We start from the raw sequence: 16,424 nt of genomic DNA, 5'->3' as shown, positions 1-16,424 counted from the left end.
GGCTTATTCGTAGCTTTTCAGGGCCGAGCACGCGCCGCATTTGGCGCAACCGGCGTTGATCTGATCGGAGTGCAAACCGTGACGACGCAGGCTCGCGCCGATCTGCGGATACAAACGGGCCATCATCGCGCTGTCGGGTTTGGGGTGATGGGCCAACGGCGTGCCGTCGATAGGCACGAAGGGCACCACGAACGGGTACACCCCCAGCTCACACAAACGCTCGCTCATCGCACTGATCGCCGCTTCGCTGTCGCCCAAGCCGGCAAGAATGTAGGTACTGACCTGGCCTCGACCGAACACCTCGACCGCTGCGCTGAATGCCTCGAAGTAACGGCTCAGCGGCACTTCGGCCTTGCCGGGCATGATGCGTTGGCGCACTTCATCGGTGACCGCTTCAAGGTGCATACCCAGCGAGACCACGCCGCTGTCGGCCAGACGCTGGAACCAGCGATCGTCATCCGGCGGCTCGCACTGGGCCTGAATCGGCAGGTCGACCGCAGCGGTCACCGCGGCGGCGGATTCACACAAAATCGCCGCGCCGCGATCCGGAGTTTGTGGCGTGCCGGTGGTCATCACCATGTGCTTGACGCCATCCAGTTCCACCGCGGCTTTTGCCACTTCCGCCAGTTGTTGCGGACGTTTGCGGGCGATGGTTTTGCCCGCCGCCAGCGACTGGCCGATGGCGCAAAACTGGCAAGAGCTGCCGCGATCGTTGAAACGGATGCAGTGCTGCAACACCGTGGTCGCGAGCACATCACTGCTGTGTAGCGTGGCGATTTTCCAATAGGGAATGCCGTCGGCGGTGCTCAGCCCGTAGAACTTCGGTACACCGGGCATTTGCACCTGACCGACCTGCAAGCCTTCGCGAAAGATCAGCGCCTGGCTGCCATCGGCGCTGGGTTGCGCTTGATAGGGCGAATCCTGCGAGGCCTGATTGAGGATCGGCACCATCATCGTCCGGCTGCCAAAACTCAGCGCCTTGTGGTCGGACGGTCCCGCGCCACCCTGCCGGGACAGGCCGTTCTGCGCAGCGGGCCAGCGCACGCCATGACATTGCAGCTCGGCCAGCAATTCATTGGTTTGCATGATCGAACTCCTCGGTCGCCACCGCTGCAAGCTGCGGCCTGCGTTCATGCACATGCACGGCGGGCGTACGGTCGATCAGCAGGCTGAGCAGTTCCGGACGGCTGTAATGCCCGACCGAATCCATCATCCGTTTGCGCTTGTCGATCAAGGCCAGATCAAGGTCGGCAATCACCGCGCCTTCGCCGGAACGCAACGGCTCGCCGAGCAACTTGCCTTCGGGCGACACGATGGCGCTGAAGCAACCACCCGAGATCGGTCCAAGGCCACAGCCGGTGTCCTGCATGATCTGGCCTTGCTGATCGGCATCCAGCCACGCAGTGGCGTTGACCACAAAACAAGCGGATTCGAGGGCGTGATGGCGGATGGTGACTTCGATCTGCTCGGCGAAAATGTCTCCCACCAGGGAACCCGGAAACATCGCGGCATGGATTTGCTCGCCGTCCGCCATCAAGGCGTAACGGGCCAGCGGGTTGTAATGTTCCCAGCACGCCAGCGAACCGATGCGCCCGACAGCGCTGTCGATGGCGCGCAGGCCGGAACCGTCGCCCTGCCCCCAGACCATGCGTTCGTGATAGGTCGGCGTGATTTTGCGGCGATGCTGAATCAGGCTGCCGTCAGCATCGAAGAGTAATTGCGCGTTGTAGATCGTGCCGCCATCGCGTTCATTGACGCCAATCGAAACGACCATGCCCGCTTGCTTGCACGCCTCACCAATGGCCAGCGTGGCGGCGGACGGAACGGTAACGGATTGATCGAGCAATTTGAGGTGCTGTGCGCCCATTGCGAATGCCGGCTGCACAAAGGAAAAATACGGGTAGTACGGCACCACCGTTTCCGGGAAAACGGCGAACTGCACGCCTTGTCGACCGAGGGCGATGATCTGCTGGCAGACCTTGTCGACGGTGCCTTCGCGGCTGTAAAGCACCGGGCTGATTTGTACGGCGGCTGCGCGAATGATGGCCATGTTCGGTCCTGAATTGATGAGTGATCAAAAGATCGATGTCGCTGTTGTGGCGAGCGAGCTTGCTCGCGCTGGGCTGCGTAGCGGCCCCAAAAATCGGGCATTCGAAGCCGTTTTTTGCGACTGCTGCGCAGTCGAGCGCGAGCAAGCTCGCTCGCCACAGGGGTATTTCAACTGTGCGGTCAGGCAGTCCAGGTATCGATGATCATCGCGCCCTCGCGGCGCATCAGCAGGCGCAGGTCCATCACGTCCAGCGGGTTGATCGGGCGGATGCCTTCGATCAGGGCTTTTTCGGTCTGGCCGTACAAGGCTTGCAGGGCAAAGCGGCACGCGTAGACCTCGCCTCCCTCCTCCATGAACTGCATGAGTTGCTTGTTCACCGCCAGGTGACCGGGAAACGCTTCTGCTCCCAGGGTCGGGAAACCGCGCTGCACACCAAGTTGCACGCCTGGGCCGTACAGCAGGATTTTGGTTTCAAAGCCTTTGCGCAGCAGGCGCTTGGCCTGAAGCATGTTGACCAGGCCAATGGAGCCCTCGAAGGCGATGGTGTGAAAGGTGATGAGGACTTTTTCGCCGGGTTCGGCTTTGACGTCCTCGAAGACTTTCTCTTCGTAATTGACCAGGAAGTCGCCGTCTTTGTAATGGGGGATGTCCACGGTTGGCATAGTGTTGCTCTCCAGTTTCTTCGTGCTTGAACGCCAGCCTGTGTGGCTGCCGGGTTGCAGGAGATAGAGCGAACGCCGTGCCAGGAAACAAAATTATTTTTTGCGAATAAGTAAGTGGTTGATTTAGCTGTAAATGCCAATCTGAGCCGGTTTTATTTGAAGTGTCTGCTGCTATCGGCGAATCACGTATTCCCGTAGAAATACGATTATTCGTAGCGCTCATTCACGAGATTTCGTAGTCATGAACGAAGCAGACTCTTTAACCGGCTGGGCCGATCTGGCGTACTCGTCACGGCACATGGTGTTCGAGCATTGCGCCGAAGCCATCGTGTTGCTCAATCCGTTTACCGATCGGCTGGGCGATCTGAACATCGCCGCCTGCAAGTTGCTCGGCTATCCGCGTCAGGAGTTGCTGGAACTGCCGGTGAGCAAGCTGTTCGGCCATCAACTCGCGGACCTGATTGTGTTCACGCAAGCGGTCATGGACAAAGGTCGCGGCTGGAGCGAAGAGCTGAGTTGCAACTGCAAAAGCGGCGAACGCATCGAGCTGGAAATCTCCGCCACCATCCTTCAGATCAAGGGAGAGCAACAGCTGATCCTGGTGCTGCGCGAGCTGAGCCATGAGAAGTATCAGCGCGACCAGGCCCACACCGAGCGCACCATGCGCGGTGGGCTGATCGAATGGCGCAACATTCTCAACCTGTTCCAGGAAACCGAACGCGACAATCAGCTCTTGCTCAGTTCGGTCGGTGACGGCATCTACAGCATCAACAGCGACGGTCTGGCCACCTTCGTCAACCCGGCCGGTGCGCGCATGCTGGGTTGGGAACCGCAGGACATGATCGGCAAGAATATCCATCGCATCCACCACCACACCCACGCCGACGGCAGCCACTACCCGGTCGATGATTGCCCTATCTACAAGGCCGTGCGCGACGGCGTGATGCATGAGGGACGTCAGGAGGTGTTCTGGCGTCGTGACGGCAGTTCGTTTCCGGTGGAATTCACCAGCACACCGGTGATTTCCGATGGGCGCATTGTGGGTGCTGTGGTGGTGTTTCGTGACATCACCGAACGGCGCAGCACTGAAAACCAACTGCAAAGTGCCCTGGAAGAACTCAAGGTGCTAAAGGATCGGTTGGAAGAGCAAAACGCGTACTTGCAGGAAGAGATTCACATCGAGCACAACTTCCGCGAAATCGTCGGCCAGAGCGAGCCGATCAAAAAAATCATCAAACAGATCGACGTGGTCGCCCCCACCGATGCCAGCGTGCTGATCAACGGCGAATCGGGGACCGGCAAGGAACTGATCGCCCGCGCAATCCATCAAGCCAGCCGGCGCAATGCCAGTCCGCTGATTCGCGTCAACTGCGCGGCGATTCCGGCCGAATTGTTTGAAAGCGAGTTTTTCGGGCACATTCGGGGCGCCTTTACCGGCGCCGTGCGGGACCGCGTCGGACGCTTTGAACTGGCGGATGGCGGCACGCTGTTTCTCGACGAAATCGGAGAAATCCCTTTGGAGCTGCAAAGCAAATTGCTGCGGGTGTTGCAGGAAGGCCAGTTCGAACGGGTCGGCGAAGAACGCACCCGCAAGGTCGATGTGCGGATCATTGCCGCGACCAACCGGGATCTTCGGCAAGAAGTCGCCGCGAAAAACTTTCGCGAAGACCTGTATTTCCGGCTCAACGTTTTCCCTATCCAGTCGCCGGCACTGCGCGAACGGCCGATGGATATTGCGCCTCTGGCCGCGCACTTTCTCAAACAGACGGGCAAGCGCCTGAATATGCCGGGGCGGCGTCTGCGCAACAGCGACATCGAGCGGCTGCAACGCTATTCCTGGCCGGGAAATATTCGTGAGCTGCAAAACGTCATTGAACGCGCATTGATCACCTCGAACGGCGCTGACTTGAACCTGGACCTGCCCGACGAACCGAAACCGAGCCCTTCAGCAATCATGCAGCCCTCCCCACCGACCGAGATTCTGACCGACGCGCAGATTCGCGAGCTTGAGCGTTGCAACATGCAAGCCGCACTCAAAGCCTCGGATGGAAAGTTGTTTGGCAAGGGTGGCGCCGCCGAGTTACTGGGGATCAAGCCCACGACACTGGCGTCGAGATTCAAGCGGCTGGAAATCAAATAACCTCCGCGCATTCCTTGATTTTTTGTAAACCGAAAGTGGCTAAAAACTCGGTTGCCCGCAATGGGCAAGCTGAATACGTTGGGACACTGATCACTGTTCGGTTTGATCAAAAAATTACAGGTAATCAAAGATGCGTATTGCCGTCCTTAACGATATTCACCATGCCTACGAAAGCACCTCAGGCATCCGCCGGCTGCGTGAACACGCCCAGGTCAAAATCTTCACCGGGCCGCTTGAGGGTCCAGAAGACTTGCAAGGTTTTGACGCGGTCATCGCCAATCGTGAGCGTACCTTGTTCACCGCCGAGTTCATGGAACAAGTCCCGGAACTGCGCATCATCGCCCAAACAGGCAATCATGCTTATCACATCGATCTGGAAGCGGCGCAAAGGCTGGGTATCGTGATTGCCAAGGCCACTGGGGGTTTCTGCACCAGCGCGGGTGAATTCACCTTTGGCCTGATGATGGCGTTGATGAGAGAAATCCCATGGGTCGACAGCGCCGTCAAACGCGGTGAATGGCCAACGCCAATGACGCGCGTGCTGCGCGGCAAAACACTGGGCATCGTGGGCATGGGCAATATCGGTCGTTACGTCACACAAGTTGCCCAAGTGTTCGGCATGAATGTCGTAGCGTGGGGCCTGAGGCTGACAACGCAAGACGCTGCGGCGATGGGTGCCACGGCACTGGAGCTGGATGACCTGATGAGGCAGTCCGACATCGTCTCCGTTCACGCCACGCTGGCCCCCGAATCCCGAGGGCTGATTGACGCACGGCGCCTGGCCTTGATGAAGCCATCAGCCTACATCGTCAACACGGCACGTGGCCCGATTATCGATGAAGCCGCGCTGGTGCAAACCCTTCAGGAACGTCGTATTGCGGGCGCTGCACTTGACGTGTTCGATCAGGAGCCTTTGCCTCAAGGGCACGCCTTGACGGGTCTGTCGAATGTCATCCTGACTTCCCATCTCGGCTGGCCGACTGATGAGATGTATGCGCAGTTCGCCGACGCCGCGGCTGATGCACTGTTGGGTTGGAAGCAAGGCGTAGATGTCCCACGTTTCCTTCCTCAGTCCTGAAGCATCGCCCTTTCTCGGCGGCAATTTGGTCCCCGTCTACAAAGGCAAAAGTGATGACGCGCTTGTGCAAAATTGCATAGAACGTGTGCGTGACTGGGGAACCTGATCCATCGGCGTGCCAGGTGGTCGAGGCGCATATGACCTACAGTACGACCGCGGGTAGCCTGAAACGGATCAGTTATCGCAAGTTCGCTCAATCGTGCAGCGCCCAGAACTGATGTTTGCCACGTGACAGGCAGTCACCCTGACTCGACGAAGGAGTTATGTGATGTTTGATTGGGAAGATCTGCGCTACTTCTCGGTGTTTGCCCAGGAACAATCGTTATCCGCAGCGGCGCGCAAGTTGAAGGTCGATCACGCAACGGTAGCGAGGCGAATCAGCGCTCTGGAGGCTTCACTGAACCTGAAGCTGGTAGACCGTCGCCCCAGGTCCTATGAGCTGACGGCGGACGGTGAGCGTATTGCCAAACTGGGCAAGCGCATGGAAGTCGAATCCTTCGCCGTGGAGCGTAGTGCGCTGGCAGGTCAGGCCGGGGCAGTCGGAGAGGTGACCGTCAGCGCACCACCCGCGCTGGCCTGCTCATTGATCGCGCCGCATCTGGGGAAACTTCGTCGGGAACATCCTCAACTGTCTTTGCAATTGTTGGGCAACCTTGGCAGCGTCTCCCTCACCCGTCGGGAAGCGGACGTTGCCATTCGCTTGAGTCGCCCCACAGAGCCGGACTTTGTTGCCCGAAAAGTCGCCACCATTGCGTTTGCCTTATATGGTTCAGCCGACTATCTGGATCGAACGCCTGCCGACCAACTGAACTTCATCGCCTATGACGAAAGCATGGAACAAACCACTCAGCAGGTATGGCTGCTGAAACAGGCCGCTGATCGTCCAATCCTGCTACGCAGCAACGATCTGAACATTCAGGCCATGGCTGCGAAAGCAGGTGTCGGACTTGCAGCACTGCCCTACTTTCTCGGTGAACAATATTCACTGAAGCCTGCCGCCATTTCCGGCCCCGCGTTAGAGCGCGAAGTATGGCTGGTGACTCACAACGATATTCGTCATACCGCGTCGGTGCAGGCTGTCATGACGTTTCTGGCCCAGTGTCTGGCTCCTCCCGTTTGAGACTGCCAGCCGTGCTGTGATCAACCTAGTTAATCGCCAACAACCTTCGTGCTCGACCCAGCACCGGCGCGTCGACCATTTCCCCGTCAACCTTGAACGCTGCCTCTCCGGACTCAGCCGCGCTGACGATGCGCTGTGCCCATGCTTTTTCTTCTGCGCTGGGCGCCAGGGCTGAGTGCACGACATTCACCTGACGCGGATGGATGCACAAGGCGCCGGCCATGCCCATATCGCGACCACGTCGCATGGCGTTGGCAAGCCCGGTGTCATCTTCGAAATTCGGATAGACGCTGTCCAGCGGCGGCTGCAGGTCATTGACCCGTGAATGCAACAGCAGCGCAAAACGGGTCTGGTCGAACACGGTTTCGGCGGCCGGACTACCAGCCTTCAACCCCAGGTCGAGCGCAAGATCGAGTGCGCCGAACGTCAGGCGCCGGACGCCGGTGCAGGCGGCGATTTCGGTGATCGCGAGTATGCCCCGGGCACTTTCGATGATGGGCCAGACCGCTTTGCCGCTGGTGGCGACATGGTTCACCTGAGCGGCGGACTCGGCCTTGGGCAACATGATCCCGACCACGTCCGGATGCTGACGACACACCTCAAGGTCGGCTTCGTGTTCCACGGTGCCGGTGGCGTTGATCCGCACCAGCAGCTGCACGTCCCTGTTCCACAGGATGAACTGCGCCAGGTGCTGGCGCGCCGCCGCTTTTTCCGCGCTGGGCACGGCATCCTCGAGGTCGATGATCACCGCGTCGGCACCACTGGCCAACGCCTTGGCAAACCGTTCAGGACGATTGCCCGGCACAAACAGCGCCGTGCGAACAAACAGACTGGACATACACAACACTCCCTCAACCGTTCTGGACGATGCCTGTTTCGCTCAGGCGTTGAATATCGATGGCGCTGTAACCCAATTCAATCAGCAACTTGATGCTGTGTTGACCAAGCCCCGGTACTGCCGCCATGCGGGGTGAAAACGCGTTGCTGCTGGCCGGTGGCAGCAGTGTGGGCAGGATGCCTACCGGGCTGGCGACCTCGGTCCAGCGGTTGCGCGCCTTGAGCTGCGGATGCTCCCAGACGCCGGACATGTCGTTGACCTGGGCATTGGCGATTTGCGCGGCATCGAGTCTTTCGATGACGGTCGCGGCATCCAGTTGGACGAACACTTCGACAATGATGGCGCGCAAGGCCTGACGGTTGTCCGAGCGTTTGAAGTTGGCGGAAAAACGCTCGTCGGCGATCAGCTCGGGACGCTGAAGCACCTGCTCGCAGAACTGCACCCACTCACGCTCGTTTTGCAGCCCGATCATGACGGTGCCGCCGTCGCCTGACGGGAATGGCCCATAGGGATAAATCGTCGCGTGAGACGCACCCGTGCGCTGCGGCGGCGTGGCGTCTTCAAAGGCGTAGTACATCGGGAAACCCATCCATTCCACCAGGCTTTCCAGCATCGAAACTTCGACTCGACTGCCCTTCCCGGTTTTATCCCGCAGTAGCAGTGCCGAGAGAATGCCGGTGTAGGCATACATACCGGCGGAAATGTCGGCGATCGAGCAACCAGCCTTGGCCATGCCCTCCTCCTCACCATTGCCAGTGACCGAGAGAAAGCCGCTTTCACTCTGGATCAGCAGGTCGTAAGCCTTTTTGTCTTCGTAGGTGCCGCCTTCGCCATAACCGGAAATGTCGCAAACAATCAATTGCGGGTAGTCCTTATGCAATGCCTCGAACGACAGGCCCATGCGTGCAGCAGCGCCCGGCGCCAGGTTTTGCACCAGCACGTCGGCTTGCTACAATAGCTGCTCGAGAATGACCTGAGCTTCCTGTTGCTTGAGATCCAGTGCGATGCTTTCCTTGGAGCGATTGGTCCAGACGAAATGCGAGGCCATGCCGCGCACGCGTTGGTCATAGCCACGGGCAAAATCGCCGCTGCCGGGCCGTTCGACCTTGATCACCCGCGCACCCAGGTCCGCCAGTTGCCGCGTGCAAAACGGCGCGGCAATGGCGTGTTCGAGGCTGACAACGGTGATGCCATCGAGGGGGCGCAAATTCAGGGTTTTATCAGTCATGGCTATGGCCCCTAGAAGCTGCGCGGCAGCTCGAGCAAGTGCTCGGCTACATACGAAAGAATCAGGTTGGTGGAAATCGGCGCAACCTGATAAAGCCGCGTCTCTCGGAATTTGCGCTCCACGTCGTATTCGCAGGCGAAGCCAAAGCCACCGTGGGTTTGCAGGCACGCGTTGGCTGCTTCCCAGGACGCCTTGGCGGCCAGGTATTTGGCCATGTTGGCGCTGGCGCCGGCGTTGACCCCGCTGTCGTATTCCTCGCAGGCGCGCCAGCGCATCAGGTCCGCGGCTTCGATTTCGATATGGGCCTCGGCAATCGGGAACTGCACACCCTGGTTTTGCCCGATTGGACGGCCGAACACCACCCGGTCGCGGGCATAGGCGCTGGCCTTTTCAATGAACCAGCGACCGTCACCGATGCATTCGGCGGCGATCAGGGTGCGCTCGGCATTCAAGCCATCAAGGATGTACTTGAAGCCCTTGCCCTCCTCGCCGATCAGGCTGTCGGCCGGAATCTCCAGGTTGTCGAAGAACAATTCGTTGGTCTCGTGATTGACCATGTTGGCAATCGGCTGCACGGTCAGTCCGTTGCCGATGGCTTCGCGCAGGTCGACGAGGAAAATCGACATGCCCTCGGACTTTTTCTTCACGTCGGCCAGCGGTGTGGTGCGAGCCAACAGAATCATCAGGTCGGAATGCTGGATGCGCGAGATCCACACTTTCTGGCCGTTGATCACGTACTTGTCGCCCTTGCGCACGGCGCTGGTCTTGATCTTGGTGGTGTCGGTGCCCGTGGTCGGCTCGGTGACGCCCATCGATTGCAGGCGCAGTTCGCCGCTGGCCAACTTGGGCAGGTAGTAGCTTTTTTGCGCTTCGCTGCCATTTCGCAGCAAGGTGAACATGTTGTACATCTGCCCGTGCACCGTGCCGGAATTGCCGCCGCAACGGTTCACTTCTTCCAGGATCACCGAGGCTTCGGCAAGGCCCAATCCTGAGCCGCCGTACTGCAGCGGAATCATCGCCGCCAACCAGCCGGCCTTGGTCAATGCGTCGACGAAGGCTTCCGGAAAGCCTTTTTGCTCATCAATCCCACGCCAGTAAGCGGCATCGAATTCAGCGCACAACGCACGCACACCTTCACGGATCGCATTGAGTTCGTCACTGTTGCGGTTCATCGGTTTTCCTCGATTCTTGTTGTTGTGGTGCAAGGCAAAAGCCAGGAACGAAAAGTCAGTCGAAAGTCAGTTCGGCACGCTGCGCCACGCCAGCCTCGTTGCCGGCCCACAACTCAGCCCTGCCAGGCGCGTAGAGGCGCCCGCCAACGATGAAGGGGTGCGGCGAAATCAACGGACGAATGCCGCGATACTCAAAGTGCCGCACCCGCGCTTGCGGGTTCGCCCGGCAGAAGGCGCGCAGATTGAGCGTGGCAATGAGTGGTCCATGCACCACCGGGCCGGGGTAACCTTCGGTTTCGGTGACATACGGCCAGTCGTAGTGGATGCGGTGACTGTTGAAAGTCACCGCGCTGTAGCGAAACAACAGGACCGGCGTGGGCGTTATCGACTCTTGCCAACCCGCGAGGGGCAATGCTTCGCCGCTGGCAAGTCTGGGCGGAGTTGGCTCGCGATAGACAATATCCTGCTCTTCGCGAATCGCCAGGCGCCCGTCCTGCACATAGTCGTGGCGCAGGGTGGCAAACAGCAGTGAGCCGGTGCGTCCGCTTTTTTCTTCGATCTTCAGCACGGTTGTGATTCGGGTGGCTTCAACGCCAACACGCAGAGCCTCAAGAAACTCAACACGTCCGCCCGCCCACATCCGATTGCGATTCTGGATCGCCGGTAAAAGGCTGCTGTGGGCTGGATGGCCGTCGTTCCCGAGGCCTTCTTCTTCCATTGCTGGCTGGAAAAATGCCCAGTGCCACAAGGCAGGCAGCGTCTGTCCCGAAGCTGGCGCCGATTCACCCAGCGTGGCCGCGATCCGCTTGGCCAGGCTGACACTCAAATGCTCGGTCGTTCGTTCGCTACGCCCGATCAAGGCGGCATAGGGGGAGTCAGTCATGGACGTCATGCACAAAAATCCTGTCAGGGCGCGTGAGCCCTATGCTCGGATGTTCATGCCCTGCGCAGAACTCCCCTGCTTGGGGGGGCGATACGACAATTCGCCAATGACGACGCTAGAACGCCACTTTGACCCCGAGCATTCCTTCGTAACTGTGGCTCTCGCCGTCAAAGGCACGTTGATAGCCGGCAGACACATAGAACGTGGTGCGTTCGTTGGCCTGATAGTCCACCCCGAGATTGATCTCGCCCCAGGTGCCGCCAATGTCGGCCTCGAAAGGCACAAAGCCGTTGGCTGAAGAAAACTCGGTCTTCGGCTCGCCCTTGAATTCATGCCAGATACTCGGCCGAATCCAACCGTTGGTGCGGCGGGTCTTGCCATCGTCGTCTTCGCGGAACCAGTCCTTGTCGATACGCACTCCCAGCCGCCCGATCAATGAATCGACGTCCTCGAAACGCACGTCAGCGGCCAGGTCATCGCTGTCGTCGAGTTCCACGTAGCTATAGATGATTTGCGCTTGCGGCTCGATGTAGAGGTCTTTGCGGACTTCAAAGGGATAACCGCCTTCCAGTGACGCTGTGTACCCCCAGCCGTCTGTCTTGAGTTTTCCGATATTGCCGGGTTTGGCTTCGATGTCGAATCGATTGAGTTGCAGCACGGTATCCAGATACCAGCCTTCGGGGTCGAAGTGGGTCCAGTATCCGCCGAGGCTGTAGGCGCGTAATACGTCTTCACCGGCATTGGCGCCGTTGTAATGATCGATACCGCCTTTGATATTGCCGATGGCCAGGGACACACCGGCCTGTTCGGTATTGCCGTCGGTTTCTTCACTGCGATACAGGTCAACGCCGACCTGGAAAGCATTCAGGTCATAGTTGTAGCCGGGTGAATTGCCGAAGGGGCCGTTATCGCTTTCGCGCTCACCACTGCGGTAGATCAACCGGCCCCAGCCCAGTGACGGGCCATATTCCTGTTGGTCTTCTGCTGGCAATGGGGCACCGGTCAAGCGGCGCTCCTCCCCTACCCGTTCATGCAGCGTATCGATGATGCTGCGGCTGTAGACCAGAGCCAGCGCGGGCACTGCACCGTAGAGTGAAGTTTGCGGGCGGAAATTGGGCACCGCCGGTTCGGGATCGGGGCCGGGAGACGGTCCGTCGGGTGCCACGTTGGAGCGCAGATACCAGGCCTGCTCGTTGCTGTTATCGGTGCTGGAGCGATGCAACGTGTATTCGTAGGGACCGGCATACACCGGCCCCCCAAGGGCAAACGCGCCGGGTGCAGTGGTGCCGCCATTGACGGCGTCAATCACCTGGATGCCGTTGCCGGTGGTCAAGGCGCCGCGACCCAGTACGCCGCTGGCATCGGCAGCATTACGAATGATCAGGTGGCTGCTGCCCGTTGCCGTTCCGCTGTCGATCACCAATTTGTCCGAAGGCGATCCATCCCCTTCAAGAAAGGTATTGAGGGCGATGTCGCCGTCGCCGCTGTAGGTGTTGACGGTGAGTGTCTTGAACACGCCGCCGACCGGCGCCGAGAAGTCGATCAGGCTGGGATCGTTGACCAGGGTAGTCAGGTTCGAGTTGCCGGTCAGGTTCCAGGTGCTGTTGATCAACGTCAGGTTGGAAACGCTCCCGGTATCGGTCAATGCCGAGCCTGTGAGCGTTGAATTGGTAGCGACGATGTTCGCCAGACCCGGAACATTGGTGGGAATTGCTCCAGGGGTTGGCAGCGCAACGGGCGGCGGCCCGGCCACTTCGTCGAATTCCGGTACGTCGGGAACGCCGGTAATGGGCGCAGCCGGTTGCGGCAAGGGCGCGAAACTGTCGGCAGTGGCGACGCGCAGCCATTGGCCGCTGCCTGACACCGTGGTGTTGGTCAGCGAAACATCGGCAACGCCGCCGATAGCCACGGTCGCGCCGCTGGCGTTGCTCAAGGCGCTGTTGCTGAAATTGGCATTGGAGACAAATCCCGCGGCGCCCATGGCATAAAGCGCCGAAGCATCGGCGCCGCTGGCAGTGATAGTCGAATTGTTGCCGGTGACCAGCCCACCAGCTTGCGCGACGGCACCATGTGCGACAGCACCGGAGGTGGTGACGGACGTCTGGTTCACCGTCATTGAACTGCGCAGTCCGCCTTGGGCGTCTCTGGCCATCACACCATGGGACGCGACACCTTGAGTCAGCACGACACTGTTGTTGGCGACAACGCTGCCCGCCGACACCGCCCTCAGCCCCACTGCATCAGCGCCACGGGTGGTGACAGAAGTTGTGTTCAGATTGATCGTGGCGGGAGCGGCCAGGAAGTTTTGCTGGGCCAGCGCACCGTGGGCATTGGCGCCCAACGTCTCGACTGTGGCACCGGTGGTGGTGATGTCCGCGAGAAACTGCGGTCCGACCTGCTCGACGACGGAAAACAAACCGATGCTGCGCAATCCTTCGGTCCGGACCGACACGCCGGCTCCACTGGCGGTATCAACATTGAGCCTCACCGAACCACCGTCATCGGCCACCACGCCCATGCCATCGTTGCCTTGGGTGCGGGCGACTGTACCGTTGGCAACCAGCGTCGCCCCGCTACCCCGAGCAGCCAATGCATGCGGTCGGGCGCCTGCCCGAACCAGGCTGCCGGTGGTGGTCACCGTCCCGCGATTGAGCGTGATCAGCCCGTCGACGTCAGCAATGACACCCATCGCGTTGTCGTTGCCGGTGGTCAGTGTGGTGACATCGGTAGCGGTAAGGTTCGCGCCGCCTCCCGCCGACAACCCGGCGGAGTCGAGGCCATTGGTGGTGATCGTGCCGCCCGTAATGGCCGCAATAGAGCCGAGGCTGGCACGTACCGCGGGCGCGACATTGCTTTGTGTGGTGATGTGACTGTTGGTGATATTCAGTGTCGAGCCCGGGCCCTCAGCCCAGGTGCCGATGGCACCGGAACCGTTGGTAAAAATGCTTGTATTGGTCACGGTGGCCGTTGCATCTGCTACGCGCACACCGACAGCGCCATTGCCGTTGGTAGTGATCGTGGTATCGGTCACCGTTGCGCTTGAACCCGCGCCTTGGGCCATCACGCCATGGTTGTATTGGCCGGACGTGACGACTGTGCTGTTGCCGTTCAACTGAATCGAGCCACCGGATATGGCCATGGCGGCCGCGTTCTGCACGTTGGTGATCAACTTGTTGCCCACGCCACTGGTGTTGACCGAACTGCCGGAAAGGGTCACTGCCCCGCCGTCTTCCGCACGCGCACCATTGGCAAAGGTGCCGGTCGCGGTCAATGTCACTCCGGTGCCGTTGACCTGGCTGCCGCTGCCTCGTGCCACAACCGCGTGGCTGCCGAGCGAACCGGCGACGATTTGTGCGCCAGTGGTGCCCAGTTGCGCGCCGCCCTGGAGTGTCACGACAGCGCCGCTGTCTGCCAGTGCAGCAAAGGAACCGCGCCCCAGCGCACTGACCGAACCACCATTGAAGGTAATCCGGCTGCCCACGCCGATCGCTTGCAGGCCATGATTGGCCACCCCGTTGGCCCCGCCCAGCGTTGTTACCGCAGAGTTGGTCAACAACACCGCACCCCTGTTCTGCGCGACAACGCCGAGCAAATCACTGGCCGCCGTTGCACCGAGCCCTAGCGTAATCGTGGCGCCCGTCGCACTGATCAGGCTACCGGCGCCGTCTGCGACAAGGCCTCTTTGGCCCGTACCAATCTGAGCCGTCGTGATCGTGCTGCCGTTGAAACTGATGGTTCCTCCACCCAGAGCCTGCGCGCCGATGAAGTTTCGAGGCAATGCTCCGGGGCCAAGGTTAACGTTGATGCCATCGGCCACGATGTTCCCGCCTGCCCCGGTTGCACTGAGCCCGGGTGTAGCGGCGCTGGTGACGGTGATGGTGGTCGCAGGCACCACCGTGCAGGCGCTGGCGTTGACCGAGACCGGCCCCGCCGGGCAGTCCACGGCCAAGGCCGGATCGGCTGAGCTCAATGCGATCACGACGATGACGCTAAGCTGAAGTCGGCGGGGATATGAATGGGCTGAATCCGCAGCCAGCGGCGGGTTCCAGACGTTATTGCGGGTATGGCTAACAGGAAACTCGGGCATTGCGTTCCCTCGCTCCCCAGAGATCTACCGTACGGCTCACATCGGTCTGCTCTGAGTACTGATATCAGAGAGTTTTCCACGCGTGCCCTACGGCACGTTCCATTCGCCGCTCGCGGAAGAATCCAGTCCAACTGACGGGAACTGCCCCAATGTGGCGTCTAGGCAGCGTAGTTAAAGAAACCTGCACCACGCCAGATACCGGATAAACGGAGACTCAGTTGTCGAATTGGCTGAGCGCGCGATACAGGTCAAACGCCAGGTATCGCGACTGCCTGTCGCGCATCACCTTGACCATCGCCACGTCCGGATCGCGACTGAAAAAGATTCGGCCGCGCTCGCTGACGATGTGGTCGAGCAAACGTTCTTTCTCCCCAATCAGGCATTCAGGGTTGCGGTCGTAACCGCTGGTGAGCGCCAGCTCCAGCCAATGGCTTCCCGGGATCAGGTCGCCGGCGAACAGCACCGGCCCGCCCGGCATGGCGATTTCTGGCAGCAGTTGCCCGGGGGTGTAGCCATCACTGAGATGAAATTGCCAACCACTGCCGAGCAGCTCGTTGTCGGTGCCCTTGATCAACGTCAGGCGATCGCTGTTTTCCAGTCGATTGAGGATCGGCGAGATGAACAGTGCCCGGTCACGCGGATGCGGGCGCCGGGCGCGCTCCCAATGACGTTCACCCACCAAGTAACGGGCATTGGGAAATAGCAGGCGAGGTGTTTCACCGTCCTCGATGGCGTTGCGCAGTTGCGGCGATAGTCGAGCGTGCAGGTGAACAAGCACCACGACGTGAATATCGCCCTCACCCAGGCCATGCTGGGCCAGAGAATCAAGCAAGCCCCTGGTGTGTTGTTGGCAGCGACAGGTCCTGGGTAAAGGCGCCAGGAGCGCTTCACTGCCCGCCAGAACCAGAACGTTTTTGTCGCCCTCCTGCACCAGCAAGGCACGTGAAGCGAGCCTGATCTGGTTTTCGTGATCGGGGCTGACCCAGTCGGACCATTGCGAGCGCGGTGTGTTGCCGAACATGACTCCACCATCAAGCCTGCGACCGGTGCCGACCAATGCGGAAATACGACGGTTCATTGCGCGATTTACCTTGAGTGAAGATGACGTTCGAGACTTCTCTCCAATGCTATGGAGTGTCCGCGTTTGCTTCGACGGTCAAAGGAAT

The 16,424-nt window shown here is 60.0% G+C and carries 12 protein-coding genes and 1 pseudogene; 4 read left to right on the top strand and 9 right to left on the bottom strand.

The window, feature by feature from the left end; genetic code table 11:
• Nucleotides 1-3: 3 nt before the first annotated feature.
• The 3 genes from V6Z53_RS17705 to V6Z53_RS17695 all read right to left on the bottom strand — a co-directional run bounded on the left by V6Z53_RS17705 (nt 4) and on the right by V6Z53_RS17695 (nt 2,712).
• Nucleotides 4-1,086, bottom strand: a complete 1,083-nt coding sequence (locus V6Z53_RS17705) for an MSMEG_0568 family radical SAM protein (protein ID WP_338580898.1) — start codon at nt 1,084-1,086, stop codon at nt 4-6.
• Entirely contained in the window at nt 1,073-2,050 is a 978-nt protein-coding gene (locus tag V6Z53_RS17700) for a Nit6803 family nitrilase (RefSeq protein WP_338580897.1), read from the bottom strand. Before V6Z53_RS17700 ends, V6Z53_RS17705 begins: the two co-directional genes overlap by 14 nt.
• Nucleotides 2,051-2,229: 179 nt before the next feature.
• A complete protein-coding gene (locus tag V6Z53_RS17695) occupies nt 2,230-2,712 on the bottom strand; it encodes an MSMEG_0572/Sll0783 family nitrogen starvation response protein (RefSeq protein WP_020294052.1) in 483 nt (160 codons plus the stop codon).
• 241 nt (nt 2,713-2,953) lie between these two features.
• Between V6Z53_RS17695 and V6Z53_RS17690 the strand changes: the two genes are divergently transcribed.
• The 4 genes from V6Z53_RS17690 to V6Z53_RS17675 all read left to right on the top strand — a co-directional run bounded on the left by V6Z53_RS17690 (nt 2,954) and on the right by V6Z53_RS17675 (nt 7,050).
• Nucleotides 2,954-4,852: a sigma 54-interacting transcriptional regulator gene (locus V6Z53_RS17690; RefSeq protein WP_338580896.1), complete on the top strand. Its 1,899-nt coding sequence runs from the start codon at nt 2,954-2,956 to the stop codon at nt 4,850-4,852.
• A gap of 130 nt (nt 4,853-4,982) precedes the next feature.
• A complete protein-coding gene (locus V6Z53_RS17685) occupies nt 4,983-5,930 on the top strand; it encodes a D-2-hydroxyacid dehydrogenase family protein (protein ID WP_338580895.1) in 948 nt (315 codons plus the stop codon).
• 137 nt (nt 5,931-6,067) lie between these two features.
• Nucleotides 6,068-6,148 carry a hypothetical protein gene (locus tag V6Z53_RS17680; protein WP_338586512.1) on the top strand — a complete coding sequence of 27 codons (81 nt, stop codon included), beginning with the start codon at nt 6,068-6,070 and terminating at the stop codon, nt 6,146-6,148.
• Between the two features lie 50 nt (nt 6,149-6,198).
• Nucleotides 6,199-7,050 carry a LysR family transcriptional regulator gene (locus tag V6Z53_RS17675; protein WP_338580894.1) on the top strand — a complete coding sequence of 284 codons (852 nt, stop codon included), beginning with the start codon at nt 6,199-6,201 and terminating at the stop codon, nt 7,048-7,050.
• A 25-nt stretch (nt 7,051-7,075) separates the two neighbouring features.
• On the opposite strand, the gene V6Z53_RS17670 is transcribed toward V6Z53_RS17675, so the two are convergent.
• The 6 genes and pseudogenes from V6Z53_RS17670 to V6Z53_RS17645 form a co-directional block, all read right to left on the bottom strand.
• The gene (locus V6Z53_RS17670; RefSeq protein WP_338580893.1) at nt 7,076-7,888 is read right to left on the bottom strand and encodes a CoA ester lyase; all 813 of its coding nucleotides are present in this window, start codon (nt 7,886-7,888) and stop codon (nt 7,076-7,078) included.
• Between the two features lie 13 nt (nt 7,889-7,901).
• Nucleotides 7,902-9,116, bottom strand: a pseudogene (locus V6Z53_RS17665) (CaiB/BaiF CoA-transferase family protein).
• Nucleotides 9,117-9,127: 11 nt separating this feature from the next.
• Nucleotides 9,128-10,288 carry an acyl-CoA dehydrogenase family protein gene (locus tag V6Z53_RS17660; protein ID WP_338580892.1) on the bottom strand — a complete coding sequence of 387 codons (1,161 nt, stop codon included), beginning with the start codon at nt 10,286-10,288 and terminating at the stop codon, nt 9,128-9,130.
• A 55-nt stretch (nt 10,289-10,343) separates the two neighbouring features.
• Nucleotides 10,344-11,171, bottom strand: a complete 828-nt coding sequence (locus V6Z53_RS17655; protein ID WP_338586511.1) for a transposase — start codon at nt 11,169-11,171, stop codon at nt 10,344-10,346.
• A gap of 115 nt (nt 11,172-11,286) precedes the next feature.
• Nucleotides 11,287-15,258 (bottom strand): autotransporter outer membrane beta-barrel domain-containing protein, encoded by a 3,972-nt coding sequence (locus tag V6Z53_RS17650; protein WP_338580891.1) that lies wholly within the window; start codon nt 15,256-15,258, stop codon nt 11,287-11,289.
• Between the two features lie 214 nt (nt 15,259-15,472).
• The gene (locus tag V6Z53_RS17645) at nt 15,473-16,336 is read right to left on the bottom strand and encodes an MBL fold metallo-hydrolase (protein ID WP_338580890.1); all 864 of its coding nucleotides are present in this window, start codon (nt 16,334-16,336) and stop codon (nt 15,473-15,475) included.
• Between the last annotated feature and the right edge of the window lie 88 nt (nt 16,337-16,424).

The organism is Pseudomonas sp. MAG733B, from assembly GCF_036884845.1.
Classification (GTDB): domain Bacteria; phylum Pseudomonadota; class Gammaproteobacteria; order Pseudomonadales; family Pseudomonadaceae; genus Aquipseudomonas.
The sequence above is the reverse complement of the archived record's forward strand: the minus strand, read 5'-3'. Positions and strand labels throughout refer to the sequence as shown.

What these genes read in the sequence shown, in the direction of transcription:
- V6Z53_RS17705 (WP_338580898.1), bottom strand. Translation starts at nt 1,086, where the DNA reads ATGCAAACCAATGAATTGCTGGCCGAGCTGCAATGTCATGGCGTGCGC.
- V6Z53_RS17700 (WP_338580897.1), bottom strand. Translation starts at nt 2,050, where the DNA reads ATGGCCATCATTCGCGCAGCCGCCGTACAAATCAGCCCGGTGCTTTAC.
- V6Z53_RS17695 (WP_020294052.1), bottom strand. Translation starts at nt 2,712, where the DNA reads ATGCCAACCGTGGACATCCCCCATTACAAAGACGGCGACTTCCTGGTC.
- V6Z53_RS17690 (WP_338580896.1), top strand. Translation starts at nt 2,954, where the DNA reads ATGAACGAAGCAGACTCTTTAACCGGCTGGGCCGATCTGGCGTACTCG.
- V6Z53_RS17685 (WP_338580895.1), top strand. Translation starts at nt 4,983, where the DNA reads ATGCGTATTGCCGTCCTTAACGATATTCACCATGCCTACGAAAGCACC.
- V6Z53_RS17680 (WP_338586512.1), top strand. Translation starts at nt 6,068, where the DNA reads ATGACCTACAGTACGACCGCGGGTAGCCTGAAACGGATCAGTTATCGC.
- V6Z53_RS17675 (WP_338580894.1), top strand. Translation starts at nt 6,199, where the DNA reads ATGTTTGATTGGGAAGATCTGCGCTACTTCTCGGTGTTTGCCCAGGAA.
- V6Z53_RS17670 (WP_338580893.1), bottom strand. Translation starts at nt 7,888, where the DNA reads ATGTCCAGTCTGTTTGTTCGCACGGCGCTGTTTGTGCCGGGCAATCGT.
- V6Z53_RS17660 (WP_338580892.1), bottom strand. Translation starts at nt 10,288, where the DNA reads ATGAACCGCAACAGTGACGAACTCAATGCGATCCGTGAAGGTGTGCGT.
- V6Z53_RS17655 (WP_338586511.1), bottom strand. Translation starts at nt 11,171, where the DNA reads ATGACTGACTCCCCCTATGCCGCCTTGATCGGGCGTAGCGAACGAACG.
- V6Z53_RS17650 (WP_338580891.1), bottom strand. Translation starts at nt 15,258, where the DNA reads ATGCCCGAGTTTCCTGTTAGCCATACCCGCAATAACGTCTGGAACCCG.
- V6Z53_RS17645 (WP_338580890.1), bottom strand. Translation starts at nt 16,336, where the DNA reads ATGAACCGTCGTATTTCCGCATTGGTCGGCACCGGTCGCAGGCTTGAT.